General features: G+C 67.7%; 12 protein-coding genes and 5 pseudogenes. 6 read left to right on the forward strand and 11 right to left on the reverse strand.

Going from position 1 to position 16,437, the window contains the following annotated elements; translation table 11 throughout:
• Nucleotides 1–52: 52 nt before the first annotated feature.
• The 6 genes from E4U91_RS36820 to tap form a co-directional block, all read right to left on the reverse strand.
• Nucleotides 53–256 (reverse strand): cold-shock protein, encoded by a 204-nt coding sequence (locus tag E4U91_RS36820; protein WP_137311369.1) that lies wholly within the window; start codon nucleotides 254–256, stop codon nucleotides 53–55.
• Nucleotides 257–455: 199 nt separating this feature from the next.
• Nucleotides 456–737, reverse strand: a complete 282-nt coding sequence (locus E4U91_RS36825) for an HU family DNA-binding protein (protein ID WP_137311370.1) — start codon at nucleotides 735–737, stop codon at nucleotides 456–458.
• A gap of 156 nt (nucleotides 738–893) precedes the next feature.
• The gene (locus E4U91_RS36830) at nucleotides 894–1,466 is read right to left on the reverse strand and encodes a hypothetical protein (RefSeq protein ID WP_137311371.1); all 573 of its coding nucleotides are present in this window, start codon (nucleotides 1,464–1,466) and stop codon (nucleotides 894–896) included.
• A 55-nt stretch (nucleotides 1,467–1,521) separates the two neighbouring features.
• Nucleotides 1,522–3,942: a DEAD/DEAH box helicase gene (locus E4U91_RS36835; RefSeq protein ID WP_241678969.1), complete on the reverse strand. Its 2,421-nt coding sequence runs from the start codon at nucleotides 3,940–3,942 to the stop codon at nucleotides 1,522–1,524.
• A 44-nt stretch (nucleotides 3,943–3,986) separates the two neighbouring features.
• A complete protein-coding gene (gene tpg / locus E4U91_RS36840; RefSeq protein WP_137311372.1) occupies nucleotides 3,987–4,565 on the reverse strand; it encodes a telomere-protecting terminal protein Tpg in 579 nt (192 codons plus the stop codon).
• A 23-nt stretch (nucleotides 4,566–4,588) separates the two neighbouring features.
• A complete protein-coding gene (tap, locus tag E4U91_RS36845; protein WP_241678970.1) occupies nucleotides 4,589–7,141 on the reverse strand; it encodes a telomere-associated protein Tap in 2,553 nt (850 codons plus the stop codon).
• 1,366 nt (nucleotides 7,142–8,507) lie between these two features.
• On the opposite strand from tap, the pseudogene E4U91_RS40035 reads away from it, so the two are divergent.
• The 4 genes and pseudogenes from E4U91_RS40035 to E4U91_RS40045 all read left to right on the forward strand — a co-directional run.
• Nucleotides 8,508–8,735 (forward strand): annotated as a pseudogene (locus E4U91_RS40035) (helix-turn-helix domain-containing protein); the annotation flags it as partial.
• Nucleotides 8,736–8,891: 156 nt separating this feature from the next.
• Entirely contained in the window at nucleotides 8,892–9,815 is a 924-nt protein-coding gene (locus tag E4U91_RS36855) for a hypothetical protein (protein ID WP_241678971.1), read from the forward strand.
• A 730-nt stretch (nucleotides 9,816–10,545) separates the two neighbouring features.
• Nucleotides 10,546–10,671: pseudogene (locus tag E4U91_RS40040) on the forward strand (helicase associated domain-containing protein); the annotation flags it as partial.
• A 55-nt stretch (nucleotides 10,672–10,726) separates the two neighbouring features.
• Nucleotides 10,727–10,948: a hypothetical protein gene (locus E4U91_RS40045; RefSeq protein WP_422070960.1), complete on the forward strand. Its 222-nt coding sequence runs from the start codon at nucleotides 10,727–10,729 to the stop codon at nucleotides 10,946–10,948.
• A gap of 5 nt (nucleotides 10,949–10,953) precedes the next feature.
• On the opposite strand, the gene E4U91_RS36865 is transcribed toward E4U91_RS40045, so the two are convergent.
• Nucleotides 10,954–11,762 (reverse strand): IS5 family transposase gene (locus tag E4U91_RS36865; RefSeq protein ID WP_168218314.1). Its coding sequence is split into 2 segments (ribosomal slippage): nucleotides 10,954–11,423 and nucleotides 11,423–11,762, totalling 810 coding nucleotides; the frame shifts between segments, so codons are not numbered across the junction.
• A 72-nt stretch (nucleotides 11,763–11,834) separates the two neighbouring features.
• Here E4U91_RS36865 and E4U91_RS39855 point away from each other — a divergent pair.
• Nucleotides 11,835–12,189: pseudogene (locus E4U91_RS39855) on the forward strand (transposase); the annotation flags it as partial.
• Here E4U91_RS39855 and E4U91_RS40050 read toward each other — a convergent pair.
• The 3 genes and pseudogenes from E4U91_RS40050 to E4U91_RS40060 form a co-directional block, all read right to left on the reverse strand.
• On the reverse strand, nucleotides 12,135–12,764 hold the full coding sequence (locus tag E4U91_RS40050; RefSeq protein ID WP_137311375.1) for a winged helix-turn-helix domain-containing protein: 630 nt from the start codon (nucleotides 12,762–12,764) through the stop codon (nucleotides 12,135–12,137). The pseudogene E4U91_RS39855 and the gene E4U91_RS40050 sit on opposite strands and share 55 nt — an antisense overlap.
• Before the next feature lie 209 nt (nucleotides 12,765–12,973).
• Nucleotides 12,974–13,813 (reverse strand): annotated as a pseudogene (locus tag E4U91_RS40055) (sensor histidine kinase); the annotation flags it as partial.
• Between the two features lie 591 nt (nucleotides 13,814–14,404).
• Nucleotides 14,405–14,797: pseudogene (locus tag E4U91_RS40060) on the reverse strand (helix-turn-helix domain-containing protein); the annotation flags it as partial.
• 899 nt (nucleotides 14,798–15,696) lie between these two features.
• On the opposite strand from E4U91_RS40060, the gene E4U91_RS36885 reads away from it, so the two are divergent.
• A complete protein-coding gene (locus E4U91_RS36885) occupies nucleotides 15,697–16,170 on the forward strand; it encodes a helix-turn-helix domain-containing protein (RefSeq protein ID WP_241678972.1) in 474 nt (157 codons plus the stop codon).
• On the opposite strand, the gene E4U91_RS39455 is transcribed toward E4U91_RS36885, so the two are convergent.
• A complete protein-coding gene (locus tag E4U91_RS39455; protein ID WP_277755383.1) occupies nucleotides 16,136–16,435 on the reverse strand; it encodes a transposase in 300 nt (99 codons plus the stop codon). The genes E4U91_RS36885 and E4U91_RS39455 overlap by 35 nt on opposite strands.
• Between the last annotated feature and the right edge of the window lie 2 nt (nucleotides 16,436–16,437).

Consider the following 16,437-nt stretch of genomic DNA (forward strand, 5'->3'; position numbering starts at 1 on the left):
GTGATGCCACTCTACACAGTGATCTTCGCGGGCGGGGCGGCGCGTACGGCCGTCAGCTCCGGACGATGTTCTCGGCCTGGGGGCCCTTCTGTCCCTGGGTCACATCGAAGGTGACCGCGTCGCCCTCCGCCAGCTCACGGTAGCCGCTGCCGGCGATGTTGGAGTAGTGGGCGAAGACGTCCTGGCCGCCGCCGTCCTGGGCGATGAAGCCGAAGCCCTTCTCCGAGTTGAACCACTTCACGGTGCCGCTGGCCATACTGCGTGTCCTTCGATCTTGCCGAGGAATCCCGGCTGGTCTGGAGTTGGAGCCCTCTGAAATCGGAGGGCACCCGGCGTCCGTTCTACCCCGTCGGCGCCGCAACTATCCGGGCTCCACGCAGTGATCGTCTGATGGAGTGCGACCTGGTGAAGCCAGGTCGCGGTCCCGGAATGGGTCACGGCACGAGGGGGACGGGCTACTTGCCCTTCGCGGCTTCCTTGAGCTTGGAGCCCGCCGAGACCTTCACGCTGTATCCAGCTGCGATCTCCAAAGGCTCGCCCGTCTGGGGATTGCGGGCCGTACGGGCGGCACGATGGGTGCGCTCGAAGGTCAGGAAGCCGGGGATGGTGACCTTCTCATCGCCCTGGGCGACGACGTCGCCGACGATCTCGGCGAGGGCGGCCAGCACAGCGTCGGCGTCCTTGCGGGTCACCTCGGCGCGCTCGGCGAGGGCGGCGGTCAGCTCACTGCGGTTCATGGGCGGTGCTCCGTGATGTTCGGGGTGCCGCGGCCGCCTGGGCGGCAACGACGCTTGCTGACGCCATCCTGTCACCGGGGTCGGACAACGCTGCGCCCGGCGCCCCGCGGCGGGTCGCGCCGCGGCCGGTTCGCGCGCCGCGGTGGCCCGCGGGAGCTACTCGTGTGGGAGAGCGTCGGCCAGTGGCCGTCCGAGGTCGGCGAGCGCGCTTGGCCGGAAGCCGTCGCGGAGCAGGGGCATGAGGCGGCGGAAATCCTGGAGGATTCCCCCGCCGTCGTAAGGCCAGAGCGCGGGGTCGGCGACCGTGATGCCGATGTATGCCCGGCCTGGTTCGTCGTCCCAGGTCGGATCGATCACGGTGCCGTCCGGCCGGACAGTCCAGGCGTGGGGCAGGTAGACGTCGAGGGTGCGGGCGAACCCCTCGGCGTACAGGAGGCCTTGGTCGTGGTGGTTTCGGGCGTACTGGGCTGCGTTGCTGTAGCAGAGCCGGGCGGGCATGCCGGTCAGGCCCTTGGGGCGGGGGGCGGGGGTGTGACGGCGGCCCAGGGCCAGCAGCAGGTGGTACTGGCTGTGGTGGCTCCAGTCCGCGGGGATCGTGTAGCCGCTGCGTTCGGCGAGTTCGGCGTGCTGCCGGATGTAGCGGATAAGGCCGTCCTCGGCCGCGATGAGCGACGCGTCCGCACAAACGTCGTCCGCCCGGCTGCGGTGGTTCTCCGGTGAGTTGAGCACGGGGGGTGTGTACCTTTCGGAGCTGTGTGGGCGAACCGACGGCGCGGGTCTTCGTTCAGGTGCCGGGGGTGGGGGTGACGGCGAGCTTGGCGGCCGGTTGGGGGTGGCGGGTGATGCCGGCCTCGGTGACGGCCCGGAGGTGTTCCGGGGGCAGGGTGTCCCAGCGCTTGCGCAGATTTCTGAGCCACTGGCCGACTTTGTACTCGGCGCCGGCGAGGATGACGGTGTCGCGTTGGCGGATATTGATGTGGCCTTCGCGGTCGCGGAAGGCGGCGACGGCCGCCAGGCCCTGCTCGAGCTGCCGCTGCTGACGGGCGGCCCGCCCGGCGGGCTTCGGCGCTCCGTCCTCGGCGGGCTCGATCAGGGTGATGCCCAACTCGCGCACGAGCCGGAGCTGGTCGGGGTGGAGCCTGCTGTAGCCGGTGCTCTGGGCTCGGACCCATGCGCCGAGGGGTTCGTCGTCATCGGTGACGAAGTCAGCGGGGAGGTCATCGAGGACGATGCTCGCATCGGCGTAGGCACGAGCGGCGTAGTACAGACGCTGCCAGGTAATCGACCACGGCGGGTTCCAGTACGGGTCGATCTCACTGAGCGCGGTGTCGGTGGGGTCGGGATCGAGTCCTTTGTCCGCGCGGGTGCGGGCGGCTGCCCGGCGGTTGGTGAGCCAGCGGCCCAAGGCGAAGTCGCCGGCCATCTCGCCGGTGGGGGCGGCGAGATGGCCGTGGCGGGCGGCCCAGTTGCGGGCGTGGAGCAGTCCGCGTTCGGCGGCCTGGGTGTGCAGGTTCCAGATGATGCCGAGGTGTTCGAGGGCCTTGATGTGGGCGGGCTTGAGGGTGCCGGCCGCGTACGCCTTGCGCATGCGGTTGATCCAGCGGCCCAGTGCGAAGCCGTTCTCGTCGTCGTACAGCCGCGGGACATCGAGGTGCCCGTGAGTCTGCTGGTAGGCCGTGGCGGCTTCCAGGCCGCGCCGCAAGGACGCTTCGCGGGGGTGCAGGACGCGCAGCCGGAACGCCTGGGCGATGATGTCGGCGGCGAAAGGGCGGTCGAAGACGACATCCACCGGCACGCCGGTCTCCTCGCCCTCCTCGTCCGCGGCCGGGTGGGCAGGCTGCTGAGGAACGGCGAGACGGTCGGTGATGCGGTCGTCGTGCGCACGCAAGGCTTGCAGGACCCGCCAGAGCGGCCGGTACACGGTGGAGCCCATGAGGTCATCGGCGTCCTCGCCAGGGGCGACATAGACGGGGACAATCAGAGTGGCCTTCTTGCCCTGGCCCGGCTTTTGGCGCAGCGCTCGGCCCACGGCCTGAACCGTGTCGACGATCGACTCCTTGGGGTCAGCGAAGACCACCGTGTCGATCGAGGGAATGTTGACGCCCTCGCCGAGAAGGCGGGCGTTCGCGATCACGGTGCGGTGGGCAGGCTCGAGGAGCTGGCCGGGGCGGCCGTCGAAGCGGTCGAGGAGCTCGCGGCGCTGGGCGGGGTCCATGGTGCTGTCGAGTCCGGCCGCCCACAGTTCACCCGGGTCGGGGCAACTGGTGCCCGTCTCATCGATCGCGTAGAGGAGGGCAGCCGTCTCGGGGAAGGTGGCGGCGAAGGCGTGGGCGTCGGCGACGCGATGGTGGAAGGAGACAACGCGGCGCAGGTCGAGCTCGGCCATGGCGCGCAGGACCGCGATCTGCAGCGCAGCCCGGCGAAGTTCGGCCTCGCTGGCCTGGTCGGGGATCCCGAGCCGGGTGCGGATGGTCGCCTCATGGACTTCCATGACGACGACGCGGTAATCGGCCAGAAGATCAAGGTCGATGGCCTCGGCCAACGGGAGGCGAAAGCAGGTGTCGCCGTACAAATTGGGGTTGTCCATGGAGGCGACGAGCGCGTCGCCCTCGTCGTCATCGGGCCCGCCGGCCGACCAGATGCGGGGGGTGGCAGTGAGGTAGAGCCGCTTGTGCGCGGGGATCAGTTGGTCGTCGTGGACGGCCGCCCAGCGTTTCCCCAGGTCACCACTGGTCCTGTGGGCTTCATCGATGGTGATCAGCGACCACGCGGGTAGGGCGAAGCGGTGGTGGGCGTCCTGGACGCGGTGCAGGGAATGGTAGGTGGCGAACACCGTCAGACCGACCGGGTGTTGACGGACGATAGCGGCGAGGACGGCCGGGTCGGTGGTGAACGCGACCGGCTCACCCGCAACGTTGGGGCGCTTGGAGCACATGGCCAGGACCGGGCCGCTCATGCCGGCGGTGCGCCAGTCGTCGACGGTCTGGGCGAGCAGTTCCAGGGTGGGCAGCAGCACCAGCCGGGTGCCCTGGGGGGCGACGCGGGCGGCGGTACGCGCGGCCACGTACGTCTTGCCGGTACCACACGCCATCACCACAGAAGTCCGGGCGGCCTGGCGCAGCGCGGTGTGCGCGGCGTGGACGGCCTTGGACTGGTGCGGGCGCAGCCTGATCTTGGGCGGCGGGGTGGTGATGGTGGCGGTCACAAGGTGGCCGGTCCTTTCAGCCGGGGACGGTCGGTGGTCAGTGGTCAGGTGATGTCGAAGCGGATGTGGTCGATGCCGGTCAGCTCGACCTGCTGGAGGGAGGTGGCGCGTGTGCCGCCGTCGGTGAAGTAGTCCTCGCGCAGTCCGTCGGCGACGATCTGGGCGAGGTCTTCCTCGGAGGCGCCGGCCGTCTTTGCCTCGAAGAGGGCGGCGGCGGTGGCTGCGTCCAGGCGGCGGGTGAGGCGGCGGTAACGGGGGTCGTTGGTAGTGCCCCTGGGGGACGTGAACCCGAACTTGGCCCGGACGTCGACCTTGATCCCGCCGGTGGTGATCGCGGCCTGGAGCTTCTTCGCCTTGACGATCGGCTGCCACAGCTTTTTGACCTCGGCTTCGATGAGGGCGGCAGTCTCGGGCTTCGCAGTCTTGATCTTGTCGTCGCGGTAGCGCTCCACGGTGCGCTGGGACTTGCCGATCTTCTCAGCGACCGCCCGGGCGGCCTCCGCGCGGCTGACGCCCTTCTCCTGCTTGAGCAGGAACCGCATCCGCGCGCCGAGGGATTTGGGGATCGGCTGGGAGTAGGCCGTCTGCGCGGCCTCGTCCAGGCGGTCTTCGATCAGTCCCACGGTCAGTCAACTTCCCTATTGTGTCAGGCGACGGGGACGAGCGAGGCGTCCTTGATCTCGTTGGCGATGTTCACTCCGCCCGCGAGCAGGTCCAGCGCCCAGTCGATGGTCTGGGAGCCCTGGTGCTTGACGGAGCCGGGGTTGACACCGAGACGGAACCCGCCGCGGACCGGCTCACCGTCCGGGCCCAGGAGAAGGGGCAGGGGCGAGGGGCCGTGGGCGGCGTAGACGACGCAGTCGTTGTTGACCGCAAGCGGGTAACGGCCCGCGACGGTGGCGAGGTTGTGCATCTTGCGGTGCATGTTGGTCCGCGCCTTCGACAGGATCATGGCACGGATGTCGGGCCGCCACGTCAGACGCTTCAACGCCGGCCACGGGTCTCCGAAGACGTGATCGACGCCCAAGTTCGGGCGCTGGCGCAGCTTGCCGATACCCGCCTTGGCAGTGGCCTTGATCGCGCCCGCCAGCGTCACCAGCAGCGGGTCGCCGTCCTTGTAGCCGGCCATGGCCGCAAGGAACGCTTCGTCGTCGAGGTCCGTGGTGACGCCGAGGTCGGCCATCACGGTCAGGTAGGCATCACGCAGCGTCTCGTACCACGGCTGCAGGTAAGGGCTGTGGGTCTCCCGGACCCACGCCTCCATGGGGCCGACGTCGGCGCCGAGTTCGACGGCGTAGGCGACGGTGGGGGTGGCGTACCAGCCGGGACCGTCGGGCCGTTCGCCGCTGGAGGTGAACGGGCTGGGCAGGCGCGGGTCGGTCTCGACATGGGAGAGGTCGACGTACCAGGAGCCGGGCAGAGCGGGGTCGAAGTCGGGATTGCGGGGGTAGTGGACGGCCGGGCCGGTGCCGACGTGCAGCCGCCGGCACGCCGCCAGGAAAGCCACCTGCACATCCAGAGCCACAACGTGCGTAAACGCCCGCTCCACGTCGGTTATCAGGTCCGCGGGGCGAACCCAGATACACGCTTCCTCATCGAGGGCCTCGCTTGCGGGCCGGGAGCCTTCCTCCGGGTAGTCGGCGGCGACGACGGGATGCTCGTCGGGAGCCTCGGGCGGGGCCGGATCGACGAGAGTGTGGAGGGTGTGGGGCACCTTCACCGACACGTACCTCCCCTCGTCCTGGCTCCACTCCGCCTTCGTGGGCGGGCGCAGCGAAGTCATGAGCTCCTCGCCGGTGACGGCGACCGTACCGCGCGGGGTGATGAGCAGGCGGGCATAGGTGCCGAGCATGCGCGCAAGGTCACCCGCGGGCAGCTCACCAGCTGGGCCCCAGACACGGTCCTCCAAGGCGCCCCAAGGGGTGAGGAACAGCTGGACGCAATGACGCTTGCCGTCGAGGCGCTTGAAGATCCGCGGCCACGGACCGAACCCGGCCTTGGTGAGTTCCCATCCGGCCTTGGTGACGCTCTTGAGGGCCTCGTGGTCGGCGGGCAGGCGGAGGTTCTCCTGGTCCGCAAGGCTGGCGGGCAGGCCGAAGTGTGCAACCGCACTCTCGGTGAGGATGATCAGCGGGTCCTGGTCGAAACCGTTGTCGTGCACCCTGGCCGCACCCAGACGAATCTTCCGCTTGTCCAACGCCCACGCGGCCAGAGCCTGCAGGGACCTGGCCGGGCACGGGACCGTGCGGCCGTCGGCGAGGTGCACGGTCAGCGCACCGTCCGTGATGCCAAGGACGGCCAGCGGACCGTCGGTGAACTCCGGCGGCACCGGCTTCAGAGTCGGCTTCTTCGCCGCACGGTTCGCACGGCGGGAGGACGAGGCGGCGGCCGGTCGACGCGGCGCGGCCGGCGGACGAACGACAGGTGGGACAGCGGCCGGGAGCACCGGGGCCGGAGCGGTAGCCGCGGGGGGCGGGGCGGTGGCCGCCGGGGCCGCGGGAGCTGGGGCGAGGGTGGTCACGGCGGACGTGGGCGCCGTCTCGGTCCGCGGGGCGGAGGCGGGCTCGGCCTGCGTAATGGGCGGGGTGTCGCAGCGCGGCATGCCCATGGCGGCCATGGCCTGGAGGTACACATGGCGGGGTCGGCCGTCCACCACGCTGGACGTCGGGTGCCCGCAGCGAATGCACAGCCGGGTGACCCCCTCGGGCAGATCGATCCAAGAGCCGGGCTCATCGAAAGCGGCTACCGCCATCTCCCCGCGGGCAGGGGCAGGATCGGTGTCCGGCCAGGAGAGCTCGGGAGGGTCCTCGATGTCGAAATCGAGCTCACGAGAAGTCACCTCCGGGGCGAGCACATCCGGCGCTGACTCAGGCTCGTCCGCGGGCTCGGGTTCCGAGGTGGCGGAGCCACCGTCTGCACCGACGCGAGCGAGTTCGGCGGCGAAGTAGGCGAGGATCCTGGCGTACCGCTGCCCCTTCTCACCACGCGGCGTACGCGGCGGATCCGACTCCCACGTCCACACCGTCTCACGGCGCACATCGTTGGCCCGACCCATCTGCGTCACCGTCCAGCCGAACGCTTCCCGCAGCCTGACCCGTTCCACCGGATCCGGCAAGGGCGGCACCGGACCGTCAAACGAAATCCGATCCAGCACAGCCGCCACCGGATCGATGACCCCCACATCCACCTCCACCCTCACACTCCAAATCTAACGCGAATCTAACGCACTATAGTCGCTAGAGGCAAGCGCCTCTTTGGTATTTCACTATGTTTTGTGATGGTCATGTTTGTGATGGTCATGTTTTGCATTTCAGGACGTATTGTCACTGACGGTTGGCTAGAGCCCTCAACGATGGCGGCCCTGTCCGCAACGAGGCCGCCATCGCCGGAACTTGGCCGTATCCGGACCCGCCGGGATCTTCCTCCCACATCTGGCATGACACTTAAGGAGTAGGACAGCCATGCCCTACCCCTCCCCCGCTCCGATCCGAGACGTCGGCGGCAGTCGCAGAGCGCATCCCCCCGGGCCCGTGGCGTACCGGGTCAGGTGCGTCGGCCCGACCCGGTCCGGCTCGGAGCCGTCCCGCGACTCCAGCGACGTTCCTCGCGGGCGATGTCGTCGAAGCGAGACGGGCCACACACGGACTTGTCCCCGGCCCGTCCCAGCCGCCGCCACACCGCCGCCGTGCTCCTGGAGCTGCTCCAGGGTGGCGACGACGGGCACCGCCTGGCGATAGTCCCCGCGCGGTGATCGCCTGCGGGTAGAGGGTGTCGCACCGGCGCACCGCCCAGTAACGGCAGCCGGCCGCGTCGAGACCTGACGACAAGCACGCGAAAGCTTCGTGCCAGTCACACCAGCACCACCCAGCCGACTCCAACGACACCTGGTGGCCACCCCGGATATGGGGCACGCGCCCCGATGCGCCGCCGAGAGCGGCTGCTTGTGCTGCGTCGGGAGGCCTCGCTGCGCCTCGACGCCAGGAAGGATGGCGTGCACCGCCTCAGCGAATGCAGAGAGTCACACCATTCGATCAATTTCTGTCAGTAAAAGCACATCATCCAGTGCCATAAAAGCAAAAGAGTCGGCTAGCTTAGTAGCCGACTCTTTCACAACCATGCAGCGCGCCAACGCTCACGGTCGAAAGTCCCTGTTCACTGCGGTTGGAGCCATAGAGACAGGGCACCGCCACTCTCGGCAGCGGCCATGTGTGAGATTGCCAGCATCCACCAAGGCATACAAGCACGGGCGAGCCAAAATGAATTAACCAGACCATGAGATAGGCTGTTCAAATGATCATGGTCATCAAAGTAGCTGGTCAACGATTGATGCAACTTGTCTCATGCCGTGTGCGGGGTTTCTTTTTGCACGAGTCGTCCCAGCATCAACCCTCAGGCACATGCGGCCCTCCACGCATGGGTGGCAGGATGCTGTGCGCCCGCTCGGTAGCGCCAACTACCGCACGGCGTTAGTCGGTTGGAGCCATGAGGCAGCCGAGGTCGGTACCTACGGCTGAAGAGACAGGAGCACCGTTCATGTATCGCAATGCCACAGAAAGTGAAGTGTAATGGCGCGCCCAGAGCGACCGGTACCCGAACCGCTGAGCCCACTGGGAAGGCTGGCAACGGCCCTGCGAGACGGACGCAAGGCGTGCGGGCTATCCTATCCCGAGCTTTCCGCACGCACCCGCACTTACAGTGCCACAACCCTACAACGGGCAGCATCCGGAACCCGCGTACCGAAAGTAGAGGTCGCACGCGCTTTCGCGGACGCCTGCAGGCTTGACATCGATGAGATCGAACGGCTGTGGTTCAGTGCTCATCTCAGCCAGCGAGCCGGCCGAACCGCGCCCACGGGTGCCCCGCAACCGCATCATGTCCGCAACTTCCCAGAGCTCTGTGCGGCCCTCGGTGAACTGCGCATGGCGGGCGGCGCACCTTCATATCGGGCGATGGAACGCAAGGCGCGGGCAGCTGGCATGCAGCTTTCCCGCAGTACAGCCAACCGGATTGCCGAGCGCAAGCAGGTGCCGGGCACGGTGGCGTGCCTGACAGCCTTCCTGGTGGGGTGCGGGCTGCCGGAGCGCCGTCACTCCTTATGGGTCGAGGCGTGGATGCGGGCGCAACAGCAGGCCGACAGTATCCGCTTGGCAAGCAAGCGGGAGGTGGAGGATCTGCAGGCCCTCGTCGCAGACAGTTCCGACGGTGAGGTCTCCCAGGGAACCGCCATGCGGCTCTTACGCAAGGCGGATCTTGAGGCTCAAGAACCATATCGCGGTTTCAACCGCCCCTGGACCGTTGCATGTCTGCAGTGCACTGCCACGTTCCGCGTCAAGCTGTCCGACGTTTTGATGGGCCAGGTCACTTGCGCGGACTGTCCGAGGGTCAATGACCGAGTCCGTGAGGCGTGGGAAGACCTCTTGGCCAACCGTTCGGGTGAGCTCAGCCGCAGAAAATTACGCGCTCTGCGTGCCGCAACAGTGCTGCGGACCCGCCTGCAGCGTAACCAACTGGACATCTCCCTGTTCGTCGGGGACCACGAGACCGCAACCACCCTGCAGTCCCCGACCTGGCATTCAGTGCTGGAGGCCGCGCTGCGGCGCCGTCTTCGACGCATCTTCACCTTGGACGTTCTTCTCGTCTACGGCTACACCACCCGCCAGGAGATCCCAAGCCACCAACCCCCGAGCGCTCCCACCGGCACGACTCACGCGCGTAGCGACTCCCATGGACGACGCAGCACAGCCGAACACCGCGTGCGACAGGCCGTCCCTAAGCAAGAACCCCTGGACGCCCACGCACCCTCCCAAACATCTGATGAGGGGAAAGCGTGGGGCTCCAGCCGTCCCGCCGCCCCAACCAACAGCGGCATCTGAACCCGCGAGAAGGCAGCTACAGGTCTGCAATCACACCGCATTCGCCTTCACTTACACCAAGCCGCCCCTGTACACGGAGCCGTCCCAAGGCCTCGCGCCGCCCTCATAGCCGTCCGGACGCACCACCATCCACAGCTTGCAAGCCAGTAGCGACCAGGCTCAGGGGCAACAGCAGCAACCATCATCACCGCCGTCAGAACCACAAAGGAAACCCATGACCGCGACACCTGACGGGCCGACATCACAGGACAGCACACGAGGTCCAACCCCCCGCACACACCCCAGTCGCGCTCTGCACTGGGCCCAGCTGACCGTCTGCATCATCGGCATCTCTAGTGCCGTCATCATCTGGGTCCTTGGCGCCCCACCCCTGCTCGCCGGCGCTGTGGCAACAGCCGCAGCCGGAGGCGCCGGATGGCACATCACCGTAAACGTACGCCGCTGATGTAACGTCGAACCAGCTCACTGGCTTCCGCGACAGGTGCACCCTGCGAACACGAGCACTGGCGGCCCGGCGTGGAAACCGCCGTCATATCCGCCCGCGAGCTCAACGACCTGAAGGTCCCGTTCACGTTCCGCATGTCCGCCGCCGACAACCAGGAGGCAGAAGGCGAGGTGGCCAGCCTCGCTCGCCGGGTTCCCGCTGGGGCAGTGGACCGCCGACGCCCGGAGGTTCCACGCCCGCCGCCGACTGGACGAGGACCGCGTCGCGCCCCTGGAGAAGCTCGCCATGATCTGGTCGCACTACGACGACGCGTGGGAGGAGGGCCTGGCCGCCGCGCGCGGGTGGGCGGCCGAACACGGGCACCTCCTGGCCCCGCTGGACACCACCTTCCAGGACGCGAAGGTGGGCATCTTCCTGAGACATGCGCGGGCCGCCGCCCGAAAGGCTGCGGAGATCGATCAGCGGCGTGCCGAGGGGGCTGCCGGTGGAGTCGTGGGCCGGGGCGCTGTCGGACGAGCGGCGCGAGCAGCTCGAGGAGATCGACGCCTCCTGGTGCCCGTCGTGCCCGGTGACGTGGCAGCGGTGCCTCCACCTGGTGAGGATGCATCCGGACGCCGGTGAGGCGCTGCCCACCGAGGCGGGCGCCGTCGTGCGCCAAGGCGAGGACCTCGGGCGATGGGTTAACTGATTGTTTCAAAATGAGGTTCTGAGTCGCCTCAAGCAGAGAATGCTGCAGGCGAGTTGGAGTAGTCCGAGGTGGAGGTCAGCGCGTATCTCGTAGCGGATGCGGAGTCGTTTGAACTGGTGGAGCCAGGCGAAGGTTCGATCGACCACCCAGCGGGTCTTGCCCAGGCCGGAACCGTGGGCGAGACCCTTGCGGGCGATCTTGGGGGTGATGCCGCGGGCCCGGATCAGTCGCCGGTACTTGTCGTAGTCGTAGCCTCGGTCGGCAAACAGTCGACGTGGCCGATGGCGAGGCCGGCCTCGAGCGCCGCGGATGCGGGGTATCGCGTCCAGCAGGAGCATCATCTGTGTCACGTCGTGGCGATTTCCGCTGGTCAGTGAGACAGCCAAGGGTGTGCCGCGCCGGTCGACGATCAGGTGGTGCTTGCTGCCGGGCCGGGCCCGGTCGACCGGCGAAGGTCCGGTGTCAGCCCCCCTTTGAGGGCCCTGACGTGCGAGCCGTCGATCGCCGCGTCATCCATGTCCAGCAAGCCCGCCGCCCGCAACTCGGCCAGGAGCACCTCGTGCAGGTGTGGCCAGACGCCCGCTTCGGTCCAGTCCCGCAGGCGGCGCCAGGCCGTCACGCCGCTGCAGCCGACCTGGTCAGCCGGAACATCTCGCCAGCTCACACTCTTGCACAGCACGTAAACGATGCCCCGCAGCGCAGCCCGGTCGTCCGCCGGCAACCGCCCGGAATACCGATACCGCCTCGCCGGACGAGCAGGCAGTAGCGGAGCCACACGCTCCCACAGGTCATCAGGGACAAGATCAGCAGACACCCAACAGATACTGCCGACACACCACTCAACTGCCAAGCACCACAACGAACTTCATGCTGAAGCGATCAGTAACTGCTGCTGAACAAGCTGCGCTCGAAGAACCAGTCGGACTGGTCAAGGGCGGTGATCGACTCCTCCCACGTCCGGGTCGCACGCCGGGGCCTGCGGACCCAGCCCGGTCGACCGCGCCCGCCCGGGAAGCAAGCACCACATCCTCACCGACGGCCAGGGCATCCCGCTCGCGGTGTCGCTGGCCGGCGGCAACCGCAACGACGTCACCGAACTCCTGCCCCTGCTCGACAAGATCCCGGCCGTTGCCGGCGTGGTCGGCAGACCGCGCAGGCGGCCCGACATGCTCTTCGTCCGCCGCGGCTACGACCACGACAAGTACCGCCGACCCGTTCGGGGTCGGCGGCGTGGTAGCCCAGCGCGGCCGCCATCCCGGCTCGTTTCCAGTTCAGCCGGTGCCGCAAGAGCGGAGTACGACCGCGAGGTGCGTACCTGCGACGCACCTCGGACAGCAGCGATACACCTGATTCGTCGAAGAACACGACCCAGGCACGTTTCCTCACCGCCCTTTTTGATGCGCGGCCAATCGTGGGCGACCCATCGGGCGATCTCGGACTCGTCCCGCTCGACGGCCTGGCGCCTGGGCCGCTGCAAACTCCACCCCAGCCGCCCGGTCAGCAGACGCCATACCGAGGCCCGGGCCAACGTCACCCCGGTCACCCGCTCAACCACTACGCCGACCCGATCCAGCGTCCACAGGTCCGCCTCGAACCCGTGCGCCTGGGCGCCCTGCTCCAGCGCAGTACGAACCGCTTCGACCTGGGCGTCGTCCAGCTTCGGCGGGCGACCGGTAGCCGAACGCCGCCGCAATGCCTGAACCCCACCCTGCTCCCACAGGCGTTTCCACCGGCGCACACTCTCGGGATGCATCCCCACTGCCCGGGCAACCTCGGATGAAGGACGTCCCTGCTCGAACAACTCGGCCGCGCGCATGCGCCGGGCCTCGGCCAACTGGGGCGCGTCAACGGCAGAACGGAGACATCGGCAACAGCATCTTGCGGCTTGGAAGACACACCATCATGCTCACACCGCCTGCACCCACAGAACTAACGAAAAGCTCAGTAAGGCTGACGAGTCCGAGTTTGCGGGGCGTCCGGAACACCATGTCAGGTCCTGGGCGGGCCGTCGGTGATGGTCTTTGGGTGTACGACGTCCATGGGGAGCATGACCAGCGCGGTCGTACCGCCGGATTCGGACGGGCGAAGCTGGATGCGGATGCCGTGCCGTAGGGAGAGCCGGCCGACCACGAAGAGGCCCATACGGCGAGCGACCGAGACATCCATCGTGGGCAGCGAGGCAAGCCGTTCGTTGATCTCGAGAAGGTCCTCGGTCGAGAGGCCGATGCCGGCGTCGTGAATTTCGATCAGGACGCGGCCGTCGGGCAGGGCGTGACCGGTGACCTTGACCTTGGTGTGGGGTGCGGAGAACGAAGTGGCGTTCTCCATCAGCTCGGCGAGCAGGTGGACAAGGTCGTTGACGACGCGGCTGGCGATCTCAATGGTAGGAACAGCGAACAGCTCGATGCGCTCGTACTGCTCCACCTCGGACGCGGCGGCGCGGAGCACGTCGAGCAGCGGGACAGGCCGGATCCACCGGCGGCCGGGCTCCTCACCCGCGAGGACGAGGAGGTTCTCACCGTTACGACGCATGCGGGTCGCGAGGTGGTCGAGCTTGAACAGCGAGGACAGCTGGTCCGGGTCGGCCTCGCGCGACTCCAGCTCGGAGATGAGCGAGAGCTGGCGCTGAATGAGGCCTTGGGAGCGGCGCGAGAGGTTGGTGAACATCGCGTTGACGTTGCCCCGCAGCAGGGCCTGCTCACCGGCCAACCGGACGGATTCACGCAGCAAGGAGTCGATCACGGAGGCCAACTGCGCAGTCTCCGAACTGGAATAGCTGCCTACCGAGGGGATGGACAGATCGACGGGATCCTGCGAGTTCCATTTGTTCAACTGCTTCACGAGCTCAGGGATGTGCACCTGGGCTGCCAGCGCTGTCTGCTCGCGAAGCCTGGCGAGATCGGCGGACGGTGTCCGTTTCCACCACCGCGTCTTCGCCTGACCGGACTCAGCCTCCGTGGAGGACTGTTGCCCGATCGCTTCGTTTACCTCCGCGAGCACGTCTTCGAGAGCCTGCTCAGCTACGGTCAGCGCCCGGGTCACCTCCTTCTCCAGCTGCAAGCTGATGACGCGGTCGCGGCTGGCCAGCCTAAGTTCCATCAGGTGGTCTTGCAAGAGTTCGTCCAGCAGGTTGCGCTCGACCAAGGCCATATCCCGCTCGCGTCGAAGCGCCTCGGCATCACGGAGGCCGCTGGCCGCTACCTCCTCCAACTCACGCAGACCGGACGTCAGCTCTTGGCGGCGACGCTGCTCGCTGGTGATCTGCTCCTGCAGTTCGACGACGGTCTGTTCGGCCGCCACCAGCCGGGACCGGGCCTCATCCAGTTCGTCACGCAGCACGTACACCTCGTGGCGCTGCGGCTCGTGCACTAGACAAGCGGCGAGGTACTCGCCGCGTACGGCCGCCATCACCTCAGGCCTAAGGCGCGCTCCCGTCTGCTTTTCGATCGCTTTGTCGAGAGCCTTCAGAAAGGTGATCTCGGGTAGCCGCTGCCCGTTGAGGTAGCGAGAGAGGGTGGTGGCGTCGATGCCGAGTAGGTTCTCCAAGGCCAGCAGGGTCAGCCCCAGGCTCTTGTAGAACTCGCGCAGTCGTGTCGCCCAGACCGTCATCTCCGGGCTCAAGTTAGGATTCAGGGCGCTTAACGGGCGCCCGCGCCGTGGTTCTTGCATCCCCCGCAACAACTCCTCTCCGGTCCGTATATTGCCGACTTTGTTGCCGGGAGGCGGCAAGAACCGGAAAGTGGATCTTGTCTCTCGTGCATCAATGTTCTGGTCGGGACGCTTCTCCTGCAAGCCGTGGACGCGTGTGCCAATCCGGAGGAGCGAGATGTACAGCGTGGGACAGATCATTGGCCTGGGGACGGCGGTTTTGCAGCTGGTCGCTGCAGCGTTCGGGGCTCGTGCGGCATGGCGGGCACACCGCCGTCGTCGGGAAGCCGCCGACTCCGACCGCAGCAGCTGATCCTGCTGGATACGGCAGTGCGGCCACGGCGCCTCACACGACCGAGGCACCTCCGCTGGGGAGGGCGTCCCCCGGCGCCGGCTGCACGCGTAGAGGTGCGGCAGATGCTTCTAGAGCATGGCGCAGCCCGCCACTGACCGATTGGCGCCGACTGCCGGTGGCGCCACCTCGCAAGCTGGTGCCGCGTTGACCCTGCGCGGTGCCGCTACCGGCGTCTACGATGCCAGGGGGCTGTCCTTCTTGGAAGTGGCGGTGGAGGATGCGGAGCGGGACAACTCCACCCGCTTCGGTGACAGCGTTGCGGCCGGTGTCTTCGCCCCCTACGGCACCGGCACTCGGCGACCTTGCGAAGGCGCTAGACGACGCCCCACTCGCCTGACGCCTCGGCCTGACCGGCGGCCGGATGTGGCGCGCGCCGGTTCGGCCAAGCAGATCGAGCTCAGCCAACAGAACCTCGTGCAGGCGCTGCCAGCCGCCGGCCTCGTTCCAGTCCCGCAGATGCATTGGGACGGGTCCAGGGCTCAGCAAGGGTGCCGTCCTGGTTTCAGCCGTAGCGCCGCAGTTGCCGGCCCGGTTGGTTCTGCCCTCTCGTTCGAGCAGTGGGACCAAACCAGCCGTGAGGCAGCGTTGAGCGGTCGCGGTACCGTCCGGCATGGCGGGCAGCCCGGCCAGCCCAGCAGCTCACATAGGTTGATCTTCGGTCGGCGGCGGCCACTAGGGTGCGTGCCAGGAGTGACCTTCTTGTCTTCTGAGTCAAAAGTTCCATACATATCTCTAGGCTTGCGGTATGGCTCGTACGGGGCGGCCGAAGGCCCAGTTGGTGCTGTCGGTGGAGGAGCGAGCTGCGCTGGAGGGGCGGGTGAGGCGTCGCTCGACGCCTCAGTCCTGGGCGGCGCGGTGCCAAATCATCCTGGCCTGCGCGGACGGCATGTCGAACAGGGATGTCGGTGCTTTGGTGGGCATGACGGGGCAGTCTGTGGGCCGCTGGCGGGCGCGTTTCAACGAGCATCGGATCGCCGGTCTGGGCGACCTGCCCAGATCCGGCGGTCCCCGCTCGGTGAGCGACGAGCAGGTTGCCGCAGTGGTGAAGCGGACGCTGGAGTCGGCCCGGAGGAACGCTACGCGCTGGTCGGCGCGGGCGATGGCCAAGGCAGTGGGCCTGTCCCAGTCGACCGTGTCTCGGATCTGGCGGGCCTTCGGGTTGCAGCCCCACCGCTCGCAGACCTTCAAGCTTGTCGACGGACCCGTATTTCGTGGATAAGGTCCACGGCGTCGTGGGCCTGTATCTGGACCCGCCCGCCCGCCGCGTCCGCACGGGCTTGGATCTGTTGAAGGGCTCGCGCGAAGACGCCGTCGAGGGCGTAGCGGCGGAAGCGGGTGTAGACGGTCTTCCACGGTCCGTAACGTTCCGGCAGGTCACGCCAGGAGATACCGGTGCGGATCTTGTAGACCATCCCGTTGATCACCCGACGGTCCTCCACCCGAGGCCGACCTCTGCCGGCACTCGGTATCGACGGAGCCAGCAACT

The organism is Streptomyces lasalocidi (genome assembly GCF_005280215.1).
Classification (GTDB): domain Bacteria; phylum Actinomycetota; class Actinomycetes; order Streptomycetales; family Streptomycetaceae; genus Streptomyces; species Streptomyces longwoodensis.

What these genes read in the sequence shown, in the direction of transcription:
- E4U91_RS40050 (WP_137311375.1), bottom strand. Translation starts at nt 12,764, where the DNA reads ATGCGCGCGGCCGAGTTGTTCGAGCAGGGACGTCCTTCATCCGAGGTT.
- E4U91_RS36855 (WP_241678971.1), top strand. Translation starts at nt 8,892, where the DNA reads ATGGAACGCAAGGCGCGGGCAGCTGGCATGCAGCTTTCCCGCAGTACA.
- E4U91_RS36820 (WP_137311369.1), bottom strand. Translation starts at nt 256, where the DNA reads ATGGCCAGCGGCACCGTGAAGTGGTTCAACTCGGAGAAGGGCTTCGGC.
- E4U91_RS36825 (WP_137311370.1), bottom strand. Translation starts at nt 737, where the DNA reads ATGAACCGCAGTGAGCTGACCGCCGCCCTCGCCGAGCGCGCCGAGGTG.
- E4U91_RS36885 (WP_241678972.1), top strand. Translation starts at nt 15,697, where the DNA reads ATGGCTCGTACGGGGCGGCCGAAGGCCCAGTTGGTGCTGTCGGTGGAG.